The following is a 17,951-nucleotide window of genomic DNA, read 5'->3' on the forward strand; positions in this document are numbered from 1 at the left end:
TGTGCAGCATGAGTCGGCGTGGCAACTGCCACGACAACGCACCCGTGGAGAGCTTCTTCGGCCTGCTCAAACGCGAGCGGATCAGGCGGCGGATCTACCCGACCAGGGACGCCGCACGCGCCGAGGTGTTCGATTATATCGAGATGTTCTACAACCCAAAACGCCGCCACGGTTCAACTGGCGACCTGTCGCCTGTAGAGTTCGAACGGCGCTACGCGCAACGAGGGTCTTGAGTGTCTACGGAACCCTGGGCGTATCAGACATTGCCACGAGTACCACCCATACCTGCTTCAACCGTATCAGTCCTAATCCATTGATGGTCGATTGGATTACCTGCAATCCCAAATGCTGGTTGGCTACAAACAAAAACTTCAAGCCCAAGCGGATCAGTCCACATCATCGGATTCCCTCCGACATAGGCATAGGTACTGATGCCACCACCCAAGCCCAATGGATCGCTCTGCCCATACCGTCCGGTGCCAACGTCATAGTCACGGAAGTAGTTCTGATTGAACCCGATCGCTGCATCAAACCGCTGCCCTGGAAAGCGCATATCGAACACCATCGTGGTGCCGTCTCCATCCGGATCCTGGTTGGGTGCGGTATTGCCGAAGGCTTCGCCTTTCAGGCTCCAGTTCCACACAGCAACGTCGCGGGCGGCATCGACGACCACACGGGGGCTACCGAGGTGGTCAGGTTCGATGTAGTGCAGTTGACCTCCGTTAGCCAACAGGCCCACCGGCAGGTCGTCCAGCTAGATCGCTTGTTGCTTGGGTGCGCCGTTGGTGTCGTAGTCGCCGAGCCAATGGCTCGCCTCGTCGTAGAGCGTAAAGGTGTTGGTGGTGCCCAGGTAGCGACGTACCTGCTCGCCGCGGCCGCTGTAACGGTAGTTCATGACCGCGGCACCTGCGCGCTTGACCTGGGTCATGCGGCCCGTGGTGTCGTACAGGTACTCACGTGCCTTGCCGCCGATGGTGAGGGTATTGCCCATCTTGTCGTAGGTGCGCACCACGCCTGCCACCGCACTCAGACGATGGCTGGTGGTTGGATATGTGTAGGTCTGCATGACGCCACCGACCTTGGCACTCAGGCGGTTGCCGGTGCCATCGTAGCTGTAGCCATCCATTCCAGTGGTGGTGCGTCGTTGGGGAGGAGTAAGCCGGCCGAGAGCGCAAAACGGTGTCACTTATTAAGTGAATCCGACCCCGTTTACTGGTGTACGAAATTATATTTCCGTAGACCCAGAAATTTCACGAGATTCTTTGCAGTCTTCGGGCCATCCTAGTGGGCTCACCAGTCCAAAACGAAGGAAGTAATTAATTATAAACTTTTTGGACGGCTTTTTAATTTCAACAAAGCCACTTTCCAAAACACCAACGCAGCCTGTTTTGCCTAAAAGATCAAATAGACCTTGCGAATAGAAGGCCTCGAATTTAACCGGACCAACGTGAGAGACAGCGCTAGCCGGCTGAATAAAAATCGAAGTCAGTTCTCTAGCAACTGTATCACTATGCAGTGAAGGAGATCGACTTGTCTTTGAAACGATTAGTTGAATGCCATCGCCGTTAACCGCTTGATGGCAGGCGCTTTGCGCTTCTGCAATCTCGCTATGAATTTTGGAGTTAGGTTTACACCTCATTTCATCCAGGACTACACCAACTCTAATATTTGATTTTGTACTATTGCATCCACATAAGGAGATCACGCCAATTACGGCAATTACGGCAAAAAAGGCCCTACTCATTACAGTCATAAGACCCCATTTCAATCTGGTCCTTGGCGGCGTCTGTACGCCTCCCTGCTTCTTCATAAATTTTTTCGTGATTGCGTGCACTATAAAATATCCCTTTAGTCAGATGAAGACCTTCATGAACAATAGTGTCATACAAATCGACGCGCTGAGCCGGAGAAAGGCTTTGCAAGTATCGATCATCCAGCGTTATCGTTCTTTTTAAGTAATTTGTATATCCCACCTCATCACCACCAAGATCTCTAACATTTAACCGACCAGGAAATCTTAAATCCAACTCTCTTTCCTTAGCCAAGGCAAATAAAAAATCAACGTCATGCTGGGTGAGGCCTAGAAGATCGATGAGATTCATTGGATTGCTTGAAACATAGGTATATGTATTACCTCCGCCAGCCAATCCAATCGGATCACTCTGCCCATACCGACCAGTGGCCGCATCGTAGTCCCGGAAGTAGTTCTGATTGAACCCGCTGGCCGCATCAAACCGCTGTCCCGGGAAGCGCATGTCGAACACCATCGCGGTGCCATCGCCATCCGGATCCTGGTTGGGTGCGGTATTGCCGAAGGCTTCGCCTTTCAGGCTCCAGTTCCACACAGCAACGTCGCGGGCGGCATCGACGACCACACGGGGGCTACCGAGGTGGTCAGGTTCGATGTAGTGCAGTTGACCTCCGTTAGCCAACAGGCCCACCGGCAGGTCGTCCAGCCAGATCGCTTGCTGCTTGGGTGCGCCGTTGGTGTCGTAGTCGCCGAGCCAATGGCTCGCCTCGTCGTAGAGCGTAAAGGTGTTGGTGGTGCCCAGGTAGCGACGTACCTGCTCGCCGCGGCCGCTGTAACGGTAGTTCATGACCGCGGCACCTGCGCGCTTGACCTGGGTCATGCGGCCCGTGGTGTCGTACAGGTACTCGCGTGCCTTGCCGCCGATGGTGAGGGTGTTGCCCAACTTGTCGTAGGTACGCGCCACGCCGGCAACAGCGCTCAAACGATGGTTGGTGGTTGGATATGTGTAGCTCTGCATGACGCCACCGACCTTGGCGCTCAGGCGATTGCCGGTGGCATCGTAGCTGTAGCCGTCGATCACAGTGGATTGATACCGTCGTTTAGCTCGGCGATTACGCTAAGCGCGCAAAACAGCGTCATTCTTTTAGATTAACCAGACCCCAATTATTGCAATAATTCTAAAAAATTCCGGGGATTTTGGGCATCTTGCGATATGGGAATCTTTTGAGCATTCGGTAAAGATTTTTTGAACTCGCGAATAAATTATTTCGGAATTAATAAAAATAAATTTTTGACCGTACAATTTATCAATCCATACGCATATTTTGCAAATTCTCCGAATCAAAAACAGCAATAATTCATTACTGCAATCCTTCGAACCTCAGAGGGAAATGTTATCGAAAAAGCGTAGCTACGATAACCACCAAACCTAGAAAAGAAACAATCGCCCCCGATGCCTTCTTCTGTGCTGGCGCTATGATCGACGCAATCACACCTGCTACGATAATAGCCAGCACCAGCACCGTAACTATTAAGGCTTTTTCTGCCATCGGAAACCAGCTTGCCGAACAGCTCTGAATGGTTAATGCATAGTCTTTTTGGGATAATTCGGTTACCCCTTCAATCAACCTGTAATGACGGGGACAGAAGCGCAGTATAAAATATCGAAAATGGTATATTAATAGCAATGTAGCTACAAAGCAGATAGCAACCGATGGAATTAGAGCAATCCATCGTAGCCGTGTCGTCATAGTCAGCTTATTCATCGTCCGCCAGCCGGAAAATTTCGCATGACTCCTGGGGAGAGATAATTCTTTGTATGATAGTAGGGCACTTTCCCCCAAATACCTGTAATGCCGTTATTGCTGTACCACATGTATTGCGTCGCACCCGAAGTGGGTGTTTTGTATTTTCTGGCAAATTGCTCTGCAATTGAATTTTCTCCTTGCCCAGAGCGACAACCCTTAAACTCTACTGGTTCTCCCTGCGTCCAGCCCGCGCCTCTGAGCACCTGAGCTATTCCGTCTACATCGAGCTTGTTCGTCTGCCCAGAACTCTGATCAAGAATTCTGTTTGGTCCCATATGCCCATAGACTGACCATACCCCTGGGGTCTCAGTATCGACCGATGCCCCCTGATAGAAAACATTGGCACCTGGTGTAAATAAGACAAGCTTCTCCAGTCCGTACGGATCAACATAGCCGACCGGATTCCCCTCAACATAGGCATATGTGCTAATTCCTCCAACCAGCCCAATCAGATCACTCTGCCCATACCGACCAGTAGCAGAATCATAGTCCCGAAAGTAATTCTGATTGAACCCGCTCGCTACATCAAACCGCTGGCCTGGGAATCGCATGTCAAAAATCATCGCGGTGCCGTCTCCATCCGGATCCTGGTTGGGTGCAGTGTTGCCGAAGGCTTCGCCTTTCAGGCTCCAGTTCCACACGGCAACGTCGCGGGCGGCATCGACGACCACACGGGGGCTACCGAGGTGGTCGGGTTCGATGTAATGCAGTTGAGCGCCGTTGGCCAGCAGGCCAACCGGCAGGTCGTCCAGCCAGATCGCTTGTTGCTTGGGTGCGCCGTTGGTGTCGTAGTCGCCCAGCCAGTGGCCCGCCTCGTCGTAAAGCGTGTAGGTATTGGTGGTGCCCAGATAACGGCGTACCTGCTCGCCGCGGCCGTTGTAACGGTAGTTCATGACCGCGGCACCTACGCGCTTGACCTGGGTCATGCGCCCGGTGGTGTCATACAGGTACTCGCGTGCCTTGCCCCGATGGTGAGAGTGTTGCCCGTCTTGTCGTAGGTGCGCGCCACGCCGGCAACCGCGCTCAAACGATGGTTGGTGGATGGATATGTGTAGGTCTGCATGGCGCCGCCAACCTTGGCGCTCAGGCGATTGCCGGTGGCATCGTAGCTGTAGCCGTCGATCACGGTATTGGCGGCGCCGTCCTTCAGCGCTGTGAGCCGACCGAGGGCGTCGTAGTCCAGTCGCAACTCCGGTGTCGGGTTGCCGGCAGGCATGAGCGCAGTGAGGTCCCGATCCGATCGAAGCCACTTCATCCTCCTAAGGCCCCCCCATAGTTCTGCACAGATTATCTACTCAGGAAAAGGCCACCTCTTATGCCAAGGTAATTCGCACCCTAACCATTCCGTCCCCTCGGAAAACATTTTTTTTATCTTTTCATACCGGCCAAGCATCTTTGTTTGCAAAACTCGATCTGAAACTAAAAATTCAATTGAGTTCCTTATAATTATCTTTTCTTCTGAATCTTCTCTTATTTCAATAATGCCATCATATTCATCGTCAAACAAAGTCCATATCCAGTATCCGATCGAATTAACCGCACTATCCTCAGATTTTTTTGGCCAATTACCCTCGAATTCACCTGAAGACAGTCGGTTTTCATCAAGCTTACGCAGCAACTCAACTCCGATATTTCTAGCAGCATAGTCGATCACTGAGCACCTCGACATTTTATAAAAGCATTCAGCGCTTCAACGTGCTCCGTTATTGCACCAATCCCTGCCCCGATAATGCCCGCCCTCTTAACCACTGTTCCTATTCCGAGCCTACCAATAGCTCTCCCAACCCCATTTCCCAGGTAACGTCTTGAGTAGCTCGTGTAACGCCCGCTGGGACCTCCACCCGCCACCCCACCACGCGGCTTAATTGCTGATTTATTAACCACTTGCGCCGATCCACCAAAGATTGCAGAACCAGCGCCAAATCCCACAATCGAATCAACTGATTCTTCCATAGAGTAGGTACTTAGAGCAGCATCAAGACAGTCTTCTTTTGGCTTGTCTTCACAAAGACCAGAAGGATCTAAGTGGCTAACCGGGCTTCCTTCAACATAAACGTATGTACCAATTCCTGCTCTTAAGCCAATCGGATCACTCTGCCCATACCGACCAGTAGCAGAATCATAGTCCCGAAAGTAATTCTGATTGAACCCGCTCGCTACATCAAACCGCTGTCCCGGGAAGCGCATGTCGAACACCATCGTGGTGCCGTCTCCATCCGGATCCTGGTTGGGTGCGGTATTGCCGAAGGCTTCGCCTTTCAGGCTCCAGTTCCACACAGCAACGTCGCGGGTGGCATCGACGACCACACGTGGACTGCCGAGGTGGTCGGGTTCGATATAGTGCAGTTGACCACCGTTGGCCAACAGGCCAACCGGCAGGTCGTCCAGCCAGATCGCTTGTTGCTTGGGTGCGCCGTTGGTGTCGTAGTCGCCCAGCCAGTGGCCCGCCTCGTCATACAGCGTGTAGGTGTTGGTAGTGCCCAGGTAGCGGCGTACCTGCTCGCCACGGCCGTTGTAGCGGTAGTTCATCACAGCAACACCTGCCCGCTTGACCAGAGTCATACGGCCCGTGGTGTCGTGTAGGTACTCACGTGCCTTGCCGCCGATGGTGAGGGTGTTGCCCAACTTGTCGTAGGTACGCGCCACGCCGGCAACCGCGCTCAAACGATGGTTAGTGGTTGGATAGGTGTAGGTCTGCATGGCGCCGCCAACCTTGGCACTCAGGCGATTGCCGGTGGCATCGTAGCTGTAGCCGTCGATCACGGTATTGGCGGCGCCGTCTTTCAATGCTGTGAGCCGACCGAGCGCGTCGTAGTCCAGTCGTAGCTCTGGTGTCGGATTGCCAGCCGGGGTCAGAGCGGTGAGGTCGCCAACGGCATCGAAGCCGAAGCCGATTTCCAAGCCGCCTGCGCGGGTGTCTTGGATGCTGCGTGGGCGGTAATCAAGATCGTACATGCGCGCCAGCTTGCGGCCGTTACCGTAGGTCCAGCCGGAGGATGGGCCGAACGGATAGTAGGTCGCTCCGCTCAGCAGACGCTGGCGGCTGCCGCCTTGTGCCGTCACACCAACCTCGGTCGTCTGGCCTTGCGCGTTGCGGACATAATCGACCGTAGTGCCGTCTGGATAGAACATCGACCGCAGACGGCCGCCAGGGGTGTAGTCGTAGCGCACCACCAACACCTTGCCGTTGACCGTCTGCACCTTGCGCACCACCTCGCCGAAGCGGTTATAGCAGTATTGGGTGGTACCGCTGCCATCCTGGAGCTTGGCCAGGCGCCCGACGGTGAAGGTCTCACCGCTGGCGCACACGCTCTGCGTGACGTCATAGGTATAGCTGATATTGAAGGCGGCGGTTGGGTAACTGATGCTCAAGACGCGGTTGAGTGCATCGTATGCGTAGGTGGAGGTGATGCCGCGTGCATCGGTTTGCGTGGCGCGGTTGCCCGCGCTGTCGTAGGTATAGCTAGTGACGCCGGTGTCCGGGCTGGTCAGTTTCAGGGTATCGCCAAAGCCGTTGTACGTGTAACGCGTATCAAGACGTTTGGGGTCCTTGACCTGCAGCGGGCGATCCTGCGTGTCGTAACCCACGTTGGTTTCGGCCTTGATGCCGTCGACATCCTGCAAGGTGCGCGCAAGCCGACCGAGCGGATCGTGCTCTTGCAGGGTGTTACGGCCAAATGCGTCGGTGACCAAGCGCAGGTTGCCGTTTGCATCGTAGGCGTAGTCGGTGGGATTTGCGGCCGCGTCCGCCTGCGTTTTCAGTTGGCTCAATTGGTTGTAAATACGGCTCAAGCTGCGCTTGAGCACACCTTGCACGTCCTTGGTCTGCTCCTCCAGACGATTGCCAGCGTTATCGAGCACGTAATGGAGGGTGTTGCCCAGCGTATCGGTGATATCGGTGAGGCGTTGGGCCTGGTCGTAGACAAACGTCGCGTAACTGCCATCGGACTGGGTGATGCGTTTGACCAAGCCGGTGGGCCAATACTCGAACGTGGTGACGCGATTCTGCGCGGACGTCGCGCCATGCACCGTGGTCGATGCCAACCAACCACGCGGGTGGTAGCTGTAATCGGTCAGCACCCCGTTTTCGTCAACGGCAGACAGAACGCGGCCTGCTGCGTCATAACCCAGATTCTCGCGGACCTGGCCGCGGGCGTTGATGGTCTGCTTGAGGTCGCCCTTGCGATACGGGCACGGTCCGGTGCCGGTATCGCATCCTGCGGCATCGATGGGGTAATAGTTGTAGGTGGTACGGTCGTCGATATCCGTGCGCGGGCCATCGATGGACTTCAGGAGGCCAATCACGGGACAGTCGCTACCGGCAGCCACATCGGCTGCCTCGCAGTAGTTCAAACTGAGAACTCTGGTCTGACCACTTGCGACGTCGGTAGTGGTTACTTGCTGCGGCTGCAGTCGCGCATTTCGAACGTAGCTGATTTTCCTGTCACTGGATTGAACTGATATCAGCCGGTTACCGTCGACCGTGGTACGCGTAGTTGTTGTTCGTTGAGTGGGCAAACCGGCCGCCTCGGTGACCGTATGCACATTGACTGGCACGCCAGCATCCGCAAGTTCGCCATAGGCGTGTTGCGTGACAACCCCAGTACGATCGATAGATACGCTCAGGCGCCGACGGAAGTCGATACTGGCATCCAGATAGTCGCTGCTGAGGGTGCCCGCGCTGTCGGTGACGTCATCTATTTTTCTAGGACCTGCGGAACGCTGGCTCAGCGTATATGTCGTCTGTTTCCCCAACGCGTCGGTTACAACGGTGGCGCCATCGGTGTAATCAAGCGTCACGCCGTCTGCGCCGCCTTGATGCTGGCTTGACACAACACGCCCAGTCGCGTTGTAGGCGAATGTGCTGTAGCGCATTCCATCCTCCGCGACCACACCGGTCAGGAAGCGGTAAAAATCCTCGTCTTCATACAGATACGACCTGACCCGGCCGTCCGCATAGATCGCGCTCTCCAGCACCGCGCTGTCCGGGAAAGTTTCAGAGTAAGCGTAGGTGGCCAACGCAACTCCGTCCAGCGCAATTCGAATAAGCTGGGCATAACGGGAACCATCAGCGTAGTGGAAAACCAACTTGCGGCCGGTCGAGTGGGTGATCGACTCCAACCTCGAGGACCGATCGTACGCATATCGAAGATAAGTACCGTCGTCCTTCGACACCAAGCTCAACGCGCCTGTAGCATCAAATTCCGAAACCGTATCCGATCTAAAAAGTCGCCATCCATTAGCTATTTTTTCAAGCCGATCCCCAGAACCATCAGAAGCAATAAAAGAATTTCCGACCAATTTGAAATTACGTTGAAGCCCGTTTCCTTCAGCAAGTATTGCGTGAGAGCCACTTGCAGAAACGCTGATTTCATGTGAGTTGAACCAGCCCGCCCCAAGGTTGGATCGCCGTCCGACCTGCGAGGACCGAAACGTTCGAACGAGACGTATCCATCCAAGATCGAAATCCTGCTCGGGCTGTGATTTTTCCCCGGTTTTTACATCGCACGGATTACCAACCGAACACGTATCCTCTAAAGAAGGCCCGGTCAAGTAAGCAAATATTTCCAGATTTACACAAGCCTGATAATCATCGTTCCAGGTCGTATACAAAGGACAGAATATCCTGCGCTGGCGAGTACCGAACCCGGTGTGCTCTACGGGTAGGCACGTTCCATCGTAATAAATTACGTTCGATATAACATCAAAGCTTTTTGAATCAAAACGACCCTCGAATTCCGCCGAATATGGCGTCCATTCGGTTGCTGGCTTCAGCGAAACCTTGCCACATTCGTTAAATTCAGTGTAGAAGGACTCAATACGTGCAACCATCTCGACCTCAGTTGCGTAAGTGCTACCTAGTGCAGAGTAAGTCCATTCGGGATCGGAAGGTTGATCGTTACCAAGCCAGTATGTGAGCGTAACCGTCTGGTCTTCGTTTGTTTTTGTCTCTTTTATGTGCGTAGCTAAGGCATACGCATACTGTGCATCGCTGGGACCGGCGATCTGCGCCATGGCCTCAATTGCACGATGTTGATTGTCAAAAACGCCAACAGTTGTTGTCGGAATTTCTGGGTGCTTGGCAGAAACCGTCCACTCCGGCTTGACCTCCTGCGCGGAGACTCCGCAGACAACGGTCAGCAACAGCGCATAAACGTAATGACGTAGCCACAAGGGCCTAAGAACTTCCATGTCCTGGTCTCTCTCTAATTTTTTAACTGCGCGGCGACGCTACAGCCGCTCTCGAGCACGACGCGGCTGCGACAGGTGTGCCACTATCACCTGCCGAAATTGCTCCAGTCAAGCATCAGTTCAACTTACGCTGACTCACTTCATGATCAAGGCGCGCAGCTTCTTCCCAGCCAGCGGCCTCAGCAATCTGCTATGCGTACACTATCTTGCACAGATCTGGGGTTCGCCCAGCATCGCGTCACGTTAGTTTGCAGTCGAAATTCACGCACACGCCGATGATCGCGCGGGCCTGTCTTCACACATTGTATGCCGGTCGCTGGGCAACGAGCATGGTAAGGCAGCAAACCAGAAGCTCCATCGATTGCTCTGTACACGCGCCAGCCATCACGCAACGGCTGGCGCGTGCGAATCAATAACCCGGTTTACGCGCAGCTGCACTCCTACCGACAGACTTCTTCGCTGCCACCTTGCCGGCCGCGGTTTTGCCCGCGGTCATCCCGGCTGCTTTTGCGACTTTCTTTGCTGCCCGCTTGGTCACTGACTTTTTGGCAGCCTTGCCGGGCGAACCACCTGCGCTTCCAGCGGCGGACTTTGCAGCAGGTGCGGCAGCACCTTGGGATGTCGCCTTGCCCGCTTTCTTGGCCGTCTTCTTGCTTACCTTCTTGATCGGCGTCGTGGCGCTGCTGCGCGCTTCCGGTGCGCGGCGCGGTGGCGGTTTGCGCCCTGGGGTGAGGGCGCGCCAGGCGTGTCCGCCGTTCATTGCCAGCAGTGCGTCGGCGGCCGAGGGGCCGGCGCTGCCGGCGGCGTAGTTGGGGAAATCGCTGGCCGGCTGTTTCCAGGCATCCAGGATCGGCTGCACGATGCGCCAGGCGCCTTCCACCATGGCCGCGTCCTGGAACAGGCCGGCTTCGCCGTTCATGCAGTCCTGCAGCAGGCGCTCGTAACCCACGGTGTATTCCTTCGGGAACCAGTCGCGGTAGCGGAAATCCATGCGTACCGGCGCCAGCGCGACCTGTGCGCCGGGGCGCTTGACGTCGAACTGCAGCGAGATGCCTTCATCAGGTTGAATATGCAGCACCAGCCAGTCGGGGCCGTAGCCGCCCACTTCGGTACTGCGGAATGGCGCCAGCGGTGCGGGCTTGAAGCGGATGGCGATCTCGGTGGTGCGTTCGCGCAGGCGCTTGCCGGTGCGCAGGTAGAACGGCACGCCGGCCCAGCGCCAGGTGTCGACCTGCAGCTTCATCGCCACATAGGTTTCGGTGTCCGAATCGTCGGGCACGGTGTCTTCTTCGCGATAGCCGGGCACGGCGCTGCGATTGACTGCGCCGGATGCGTACTGGCCGCGCACCACATCTTCCGGTTTGATCGGGCGCACCGCTTCGATCACTTCGGCGCGGCGGCGGTGCATCGCCTCGGTGGTGAAGGCGGCCGGCGGTTCCATCGCAATCATCGCCAGCAGCTGGAACAGATGATTGGGCACCATGTCGCGCAGACAGCCGGTGGGATCGTAGAAGCGCCCGCGCCCTTCCACGCCGATGGTTTCAGCGGCGGTGATCTGCACATGATCGATGCGGTCGCGGTTCCACACCGGCTCGAACAAGCCATTGGCAAAGCGGAATGCCAGGATGTTCTGCACGGTTTCCTTGCCCAGGAAATGGTCGATGCGGAACACCTGGTCCTCGTGCAGCACCTTGGCGACGGTGGCATTGAGCGCGATGGCACTGGGCAGGTCGTGGCCGAAGGGTTTTTCAACGATGACGCGGCGCCAGCCCTCGCCTTCGCGCTGCTTGACCAGACCGGCCTCGCCCAGGTTGAGCAGGACCGGTTCGAAGAAGCGCGCGGCGGTGGCCAGGTAAAACAGCACATTGCCCTGGGTGCCGTAGCGCTTGTGCTGCTTGTCCAGCACACCGCCCAGCGATTGGTAGGCCCCCTGGTCGGTGAAGTCGCCGCGCACGTAATGCATGCGTTCGCGTAGCCACTCCCAGGTGGCGGTGTCGAAGGCATCGGTCTGGAATTCGGCATCGCGGCTGCTGAGCAGCTGCGTCATCGCCTTGCCCATGTTGGTGCGCCAGGCGCGTTCGCTGATGTCGCCATGGTCCATGCCGACGATGGCGAAGTCATCGCCCAGCGCGCCCGAGCGGCGCAGGTTATACAGCGCCGGCATCACCAGCCGCCGGGTCAGGTCACCGCGGGCGCCGAACACCACGATGATGCAGGGCGGCGTGGTCTGTTGCTCATTCATGGATGCGTTTCCTTTTCGCCCATGCGTCCATGCAGGCGCAATGCCGCATTGACCAGGGCCACGTGGGAATACCCTTGGGGGAAGTTGCCAAGCATGCGTTTTTCGCGTGGGTCGTACTCTTCTGCGAGCAGGCCCACGTCGTTGCACAAGCCGAGCAGCCGCTCAAGCAAGGCGCGCGCCTCATCGGTGCGACCGATCAGGGCGTAGTTTTCCACCAACCAAAAACTGCAGGCCAGAAAGGTGCCCTCGCCAGCCGGCAGGCCGTCGGCACTGTCGTCGGCGCGATAGCGTTCGACCAGACCATCGATGGTCAGCTCGCGTGCGATCGCGTCGGCGGTGGCGGCAATGCGCGGATCCCCCGGCGGCAGGAAGCCGACGATGGGAATCAACAGCAGCGATGCATCCAGCCGATCGGAGCCATAGCTCTGCACGAAGTGGCCATCCGGATGCACGCCTTTTTCCAGCACTTCGGCGCGGATTTCGTCGGCAATCCGGCCCCAGTGCGCACGCTTTTGCGCATCGGCATTGGTAATGCCATCGCGCGTGCCGCAATCGAATGCGAGCCACGCCATCACCTTGGAATGCACGAAGTGGCGGCGCTCGTCGCGGATTTCCCAGATGCCTTCGTCCGGTTGACGCCACAGCTCTTCGAGTGTGTCGAGGATGTTTTCCAGCAAGGCGGCGGAGGAGCCGTCGTCGTCCGATGGCAACGCCACGCCCTTTTCGCGGGCGTAGTGGAACGCACCGATCAGCTCACCGTAGACATCGAGCTGGAACTGATCCACCGCGCCGTTGCCAATGCGTACCGGGCCGGAATTTTCATAGCCCGGTAGCCAGTGCGCTTCCCACTCCTGCAAGCGGCGCTCACCGCCGATGCCGTACAGCGCCTGCAGCTGGTCCGGCGAACCGGCGATGGTGCGTTGAACCCAATCGCGGAATGAGGCCGCCTCGTCGCGATAGCCGGCCTGCAACAAGGCGATCAGCGTAAACACCGAGTCGCGCAGCCAGCAATAGCGGTAATCCCAGTTGCGGGTACCGCCCAGGTGCTCGGGCAGCGAGGCGGTGGGCGCGGCGACAATGCCGCCGGTGGGCAGATAGCTCAGGCCTTTGAGCACCACCAGCGAGCGGCGCACCTGCTGGGTCCACGGCCCCACGTCAGTGCAGCGGCGCGCCCAGCCGTGCCAGAACGCGGTGGTGCGTTGCCGCGCCTGTTCCGGGTCGATCGGCGGCGGCGTGGGCAGATGCGACGCGCCATGGCTGAGCACGAACCAGGTACTCTCGCCGTCGCGCAGGGTGAAGTCGGCTTCGGTACCCAGATCCTGTCCATGCAGCTCCTGCGGCGAGCGCAGCGCAAGCTGATCGGGCCCGGCGATGGCGCGGATGCCGCCATCGATACGGGTCACCCACGGCACCGTGCGACCGTAATTGAAACGGAAGGTCAGCCGCATGTGCATGGGCACTTCGCCCTGCACGCAGCGCACGATACGCACCAGGTGCTGGTGCAACTCGCCGTCTTCGTTGGCGGCCATGAAGTCGACCAGTTCCACCGTGCCGGTGTCGGTGATCAACCGTGTGCACAGCACCAGGCTATCGTCTTCGTAAGCGCGTTCGCTACGGTAATCGGCTGCGGGCGCCATCGCCCATTGCCCGTGTTGCTCGTCGCCCAGCAATGCAGCGAATACCGCATCGGAATCGAAGCGTGGCAGACACAGCCAGTCGATGGTGCCACGGTGGTCGACCAGGGCCGCGCTGTGGCAGTTGCCCAGCATGGCGTGGTCTTCGATACGAACGCTCATCGTGCGGGCGCTTCCTTCCTGCGAAAGAGCCCGCAGTCTTGCACGCGCGGTGTCGGGATCAGGTTACGACTGCGCCGGCAAACGCAGCAGCGGTGGCACCGTGTGTTCCAGCCGGCGAACCAGTGCCGGGTCCATGTAGGCATCGTCGTCGGGAATCTGCAGGCAGACCACGCGGCAGTGGCGCAGATGCGCGGCGAAGCGTTTGCGCAGCAGCTGCAGATGGCGCCGCTCCATCACCAGCACCACCTCTGCCTCCTGCAACAGCTCCGGAGTGACCTGCACTTGCGCATCGGCGGCCAGCCCGGCCGATTGCGCCTGCACGCCGGGCCAGTCGGCGAACACGCGCTCGGCGGTGGGGCTGCGCAGGCGGTTGCGGCTGCACACGAACAGCACCCGCAGCGGTTGTGCGCCGCGCAGGATCAGCGCCCCTCGCGCAGGAAGCGCGCCATCGACGAGACGCCCGGCAATGCAGGTTCGAACTGGCTGGCCACATCGATGAAGCCGCGCATGATGGCGATCTCGCGTGGGGTGCGGTTGAGCGCATCGCGGCGGTCGGCGTCGGCACCGGCGCGCAGCAGGCGCTGCACCAGCAGCGGCAGGCCATGCAGGGCGGCCAGGTGCAGCGGCCCGAAGCCACGTTGATCGGCAACATCCAGCGACACATCTTCATCCAGCAGGCGCTCGACCCCGGCCAGCACCACCTTCTCGTCGCAGGCAGTGCCCGGTTCGGCACGCGCGCCCAGCAACAGCAGCAGCGGGCTGACCCGACCGCCGGCCAGATGATCGGGATCGGCGCCAGCCAGCAGCAGCGTGTCCAGCAGGGCCAGCAGGCGGGTGGTGTCGCGTGCGGTGAAGCCGTACAACGCCGCGCAGTGCAGCGGCGCCAGGCCCTGGTTGTCGGTGGCGTGCACGTCGGCGGCAGCGGTGAGCAGGCGCGCCACGATATCCGGCAGCCCCAGCGCGCAAGCCAGCATCAGCACGGTGACGCCGCCCGGCAGGCGGTGCTCGATCTGCGCGCCGGCCTGCAGCAGGGCGGCCACGATCTCGGTCTGGCGCATGCTCACCGCCGCCGACAACGGCGTCGCGCCGCTGTTGGCGGCCCGCTGCAGATCGGCGCCACGGCTCAGCAGGTGCGTCACCACGCCAAGATGGCCGCCGCCGGCCGCGCGCAGCAGCGCGGTGCAGCCCTGCGCATCGACCGCATCGACGGTAAGGCCGAGGTCGATCAGGCGGCGCACCGCATCGGTGTCACCGGTCATCGCAGCCGCCGGCACGTCCGCCTCGCGCAACGCGCGGCGCGGCAGCGCCCAGATCCGCCAGTCCAGCCAGTCGGCCAGATCGCGGCGCCCGATCGACAGCGCCACGCCCAGCGGGGTCTGCCCATCGGCGGCGCGCGCGTCTGGCGAGGCGCCCTGTTTGACCAGCAATTTCAGCGCCGCCTCGCGGCCCAGCGCGGTGGCCAGGTGCAGCGCCGTCATGCCGTGGCTGTCGCGCGCCTCGCGGTCCACGCCGTGTTCCAGCAACCACTGTTGCAGACGCAGCCAGCCCAGCCGTACCGCCAGCGATAACGGCGGGTCGCCCGCGGCCGAGGGCGCGAACGGGTCGGCACCTCGCTCGAGCAACTCCAGCGCGAACTGTTCCAGCCCGCGCGAGGCGGCATCGTGCTGCACGCAGGCGCTGAGCAACCGGGTCAGGCCACCGGCACCGGCCGGCGAGACGCCATGGCGCAGCAGCACCTGCAGAGCCGGCACGGCCTCCAGGCCGCGCGAGAGCAGGGCGAACATCGGCACATCGCCGCAGGCATCGCGCACCTCGGCATCGGCGCCGTGGCGCAGCAGCCAGTCCACCGCCTCGGCCTTCAAGGCCACATGCGGGTCGTGCAGCAGGCCGCCGAGTTCTTCCGGACCGCACAGCCTGGCCAGCGCAGCCAGGCTGTCGCGCTGGCCGAGCTGCAGACCCTCGCGCAGCAGCACCAGCGGCGGGCGGTCCGGCAACGTGGCAACGCCCGGGGTATCGCCGGGGGCATCGCTGACCGCGGCCGGCAGCGGATAGGCGGGATCGAGCAACTGCACGATGGCCCAGCGCCCGGCCTCGGCCGCCACGTCCACCGCGCGGCGGCCGTGCACATCGGCGGCATCGGCCGGCACCTGCAATTCGAGCAGGCGGCGGATCAGTGCCGGCGAGACGCTATCGGCCGCACAGGCCAGCATCACCGCATTGCGCCCTTCGCCATCGATGGCCAATACGTCGGCCTTGCGTGCGAGCAGGCGTTCGAGCACCGCACTGCGTGCCTGACGGGCGGCATCCAGCCACGGCGTGCGGCCGAGCAGATCGCGCGCCTCCAGGTTGGCGCCGGCCGATAGCAGCGCTTCGACGATGTCGCCATGACCGGCCAGTGCGGCTTCGTGCAGGGCGCTGCGGCGCTGGCGGTCGCGCGCATCCACGCGCGCCTTGTGCTTGAGCAGCAGCTGCACGCCGGCCGGGTCGTCTTCTTCGGTGCCGGCGGCGGCCAGCAATACCGGTGCGCCACCATCCGGTTCGGAATGCGCGCCGCGCTCCAGCAGGAACTTCGCCAACCGCCAGTTGCCGACCTGGCAGGCCATCGCCAGTGGCGAATGGCCATCGTTGTTGAGCGCATCGAGTTCTGCGGCGGCATCGCGCAGCAGCGCGGCCACGCCGGGGTCGGAGCTGCGCACGGCGTGGTGCAGCGGGGTGTTGCCGTCGTTGTCGCTGGCGCGCGGATCGGCGCCATTGGCCAGCAGGGTCATCACCGCATCCGGGCGGCCATGCCAGCTGTCGCGGGTGGCGGCCAGCAACGGGGTCATGCCGCGGTGCGGCTGGTTGACGTCCACGCGCCGGACGATCAGTTCGCGCAGCAGGCGCAGGTCCGGCAGCACCGCTGCCAGCGCCGGCAGGCTGCGCTGGTCGCGCCATTCCGGCAGCGGCAGCGCCTGCGGGTCGGCGCCGGCTTCGAGCAGTTGCAGCGCGCGATCCACCCGCCCGCTGCGGGCGGCTTCGAACAGTTCGGGTACCAGCTGATGCTGCGCCACTGGCTCCAGCGGGCGCGGCTCGGCGGCCGCCTCATTGAAGAAGTCAGCCGCCTGCGGGGCGGCCGGTGCCGTGCTACGCGATGGCGCGGCGGTGCGCTGCAACAGCAGGTGGGCGGCAGGCAAGGCCACGCAGGCGGCGATCGCCAGGCCCCAGCGCAGCCCGGCGGACACGCCGCCCGGCCAGGCCAGGGTCACGCACAGCGTGCACATCGCCAGCACCAGTGCAGCCGCCAGCAACCCGCGCCAGGCATGCAGTTCCTGCGTGGCCAGCGCATGCCAGCGTGGCGCCAGCGCGCCGCCATCACGTTCGACCTCGCCCCACAACGGCCAGGTCCGCCACAGCCCGAGCAGGGCCGCGCTGATCGCCACGCTCAGCGCCAGCGCGGCGGCCAGACTGCCGCTGTCGCGCAGCGCAGTCAGCGGCCAGCTGATCAATGCAGCCAGGGCCAGCAGGCCCACACCCCAGATCGCCAGCAACGGCGGCAGCGCGTGTGCGATGGCGCGCGGCTGCGCCGGCAGCGCGCGGGTCCCGCGCGCCCACGACACCGCCAGCGCAAAGGCCGGCTGGGCCAGCCACAGGCTCAGCGCGGCAATACCACCGCCCAGGCCGCCGAGCAGGGACAGCACCACGCCGGCTGCCGCCGCCAGCGCTGCGGCGCGCAGGCGTGCGGCACGCTGCGGATCAGTCATGGTCGCACTCGCCTGCCAGCACCACGGTCTTGGGCAGTTGCAGGTAGAAGCCATGCTTGCCCAGCGCCTCGCGCACCGTGGCCGCGTCGGCCTGCGCCAGCCGGCGCTCCGGCGTCAATGCGACCTCCAGCACGAAGACAAACGGCGCCAACTGCGCGTGCACGGCAGCAGGAAGACCGGCGAAGTCGTCACGCGTGGCGAGATAGACGAAGGTGTCCTGCTTGCGTTGGCTTTTATAGACGTAGGCGTGCATGCGCGCGTGATCGCGCTCGAAGAGCGGTGGGTCGCAGGATTGTGTCCCAATTGCGGCCATGGCGAAAGCGCGGCGGGTGCGAAAAATCCCAGCCGCGTCAGCGACATGACCGGCACGTTCAGTTGTGCCGTCGATGGGACAGGCGCACGCCACCGATATACTGCAAGCAC

At 60.6% G+C, this 17,951-nt stretch carries 10 protein-coding genes and 3 pseudogenes; 1 reads left to right on the forward strand and 12 read right to left on the reverse strand.

Annotated elements, in window-relative coordinates; all coding sequences use genetic code 11:
• A partial coding sequence (locus A7D17_RS06795; RefSeq protein WP_153041903.1) for an IS3 family transposase occupies positions 1–233 on the forward strand: 233 nt, incomplete at its 5' end.
• Positions 234–256: 23 nt separating this feature from the next.
• On the opposite strand, the pseudogene A7D17_RS06800 reads toward A7D17_RS06795, so the two are convergent.
• The 12 genes and pseudogenes from A7D17_RS06800 to A7D17_RS06840 form a co-directional block, all read right to left on the reverse strand.
• A pseudogene (locus tag A7D17_RS06800) lies at positions 257–1,171 on the reverse strand (RHS repeat-associated core domain-containing protein); the annotation flags it as partial.
• A 54-nt stretch (positions 1,172–1,225) separates the two neighbouring features.
• Positions 1,226–1,753, reverse strand: coding sequence for a hypothetical protein (locus A7D17_RS23965; RefSeq protein ID WP_153041908.1), 528 nt, complete (start codon positions 1,751–1,753; stop codon positions 1,226–1,228).
• Positions 1,737–2,834, reverse strand: a pseudogene (locus tag A7D17_RS06805) (RHS repeat-associated core domain-containing protein); the annotation flags it as partial. The pseudogene A7D17_RS06805 and the gene A7D17_RS23965, both read right to left, overlap by 17 nt.
• A 310-nt stretch (positions 2,835–3,144) precedes the next feature.
• Positions 3,145–3,516 (reverse strand): hypothetical protein, encoded by a 372-nt coding sequence (locus A7D17_RS23970; protein ID WP_153041909.1) that lies wholly within the window; start codon positions 3,514–3,516, stop codon positions 3,145–3,147.
• Positions 3,513–4,789, reverse strand: a pseudogene (locus A7D17_RS24820) (RHS repeat-associated core domain-containing protein); the annotation flags it as partial. The gene A7D17_RS23970 and the pseudogene A7D17_RS24820, both read right to left, overlap by 4 nt.
• 60 nt (positions 4,790–4,849) lie before the next feature.
• Complete coding sequence (locus A7D17_RS23975) at positions 4,850–5,212, reverse strand: hypothetical protein (RefSeq protein WP_153041910.1); 363 nt, start codon at positions 5,210–5,212, stop codon at positions 4,850–4,852.
• The gene (locus A7D17_RS06815) at positions 5,209–9,750 is read right to left on the reverse strand and encodes an RHS repeat-associated core domain-containing protein (RefSeq protein ID WP_082861796.1); all 4,542 of its coding nucleotides are present in this window, start codon (positions 9,748–9,750) and stop codon (positions 5,209–5,211) included. Before A7D17_RS06815 ends, A7D17_RS23975 begins: the two co-directional genes overlap by 4 nt.
• 409 nt (positions 9,751–10,159) lie before the next feature.
• Complete coding sequence (gene zwf / locus A7D17_RS06820; RefSeq protein ID WP_064508413.1) at positions 10,160–11,992, reverse strand: glucose-6-phosphate dehydrogenase; 1,833 nt, start codon at positions 11,990–11,992, stop codon at positions 10,160–10,162.
• Complete coding sequence (locus A7D17_RS06825; protein ID WP_064508414.1) at positions 11,989–13,788, reverse strand: glycoside hydrolase family 15 protein; 1,800 nt, start codon at positions 13,786–13,788, stop codon at positions 11,989–11,991. Before A7D17_RS06825 ends, zwf begins: the two co-directional genes overlap by 4 nt.
• A gap of 63 nt (positions 13,789–13,851) precedes the next feature.
• Entirely contained in the window at positions 13,852–14,181 is a 330-nt protein-coding gene (locus A7D17_RS06830) for a phosphotyrosine protein phosphatase (protein WP_082861797.1), read from the reverse strand.
• A gap of 26 nt (positions 14,182–14,207) precedes the next feature.
• Positions 14,208–17,528 (reverse strand): ankyrin repeat domain-containing protein, encoded by a 3,321-nt coding sequence (locus A7D17_RS06835; RefSeq protein WP_064508416.1) that lies wholly within the window; start codon positions 17,526–17,528, stop codon positions 14,208–14,210.
• Positions 17,521–17,781, reverse strand: a complete 261-nt coding sequence (locus tag A7D17_RS06840; protein ID WP_064508481.1) for a YcgL domain-containing protein — start codon at positions 17,779–17,781, stop codon at positions 17,521–17,523. Before A7D17_RS06840 ends, A7D17_RS06835 begins: the two co-directional genes overlap by 8 nt.
• Between the last annotated feature and the right edge of the window lie 170 nt (positions 17,782–17,951).

It is taken from the genome of Xanthomonas floridensis (assembly GCF_001642575.1).
In the GTDB taxonomy this organism is placed as follows: domain Bacteria; phylum Pseudomonadota; class Gammaproteobacteria; order Xanthomonadales; family Xanthomonadaceae; genus Xanthomonas; species Xanthomonas floridensis.

What these genes read in the sequence shown, in the direction of transcription:
- zwf (WP_064508413.1), bottom strand. Translation starts at nt 11,992, where the DNA reads ATGAATGAGCAACAGACCACGCCGCCCTGCATCATCGTGGTGTTCGGC.
- A7D17_RS06825 (WP_064508414.1), bottom strand. Translation starts at nt 13,788, where the DNA reads ATGAGCGTTCGTATCGAAGACCACGCCATGCTGGGCAACTGCCACAGC.
- A7D17_RS06840 (WP_064508481.1), bottom strand. Translation starts at nt 17,781, where the DNA reads ATGCACGCCTACGTCTATAAAAGCCAACGCAAGCAGGACACCTTCGTC.
- A7D17_RS23965 (WP_153041908.1), bottom strand. Translation starts at nt 1,753, where the DNA reads ATGACTGTAATGAGTAGGGCCTTTTTTGCCGTAATTGCCGTAATTGGC.
- A7D17_RS06835 (WP_064508416.1), bottom strand. Translation starts at nt 17,528, where the DNA reads ATGACTGATCCGCAGCGTGCCGCACGCCTGCGCGCCGCAGCGCTGGCG.
- A7D17_RS23970 (WP_153041909.1), bottom strand. Translation starts at nt 3,516, where the DNA reads ATGAATAAGCTGACTATGACGACACGGCTACGATGGATTGCTCTAATT.
- A7D17_RS06815 (WP_082861796.1), bottom strand. Translation starts at nt 9,750, where the DNA reads ATGGAAGTTCTTAGGCCCTTGTGGCTACGTCATTACGTTTATGCGCTG.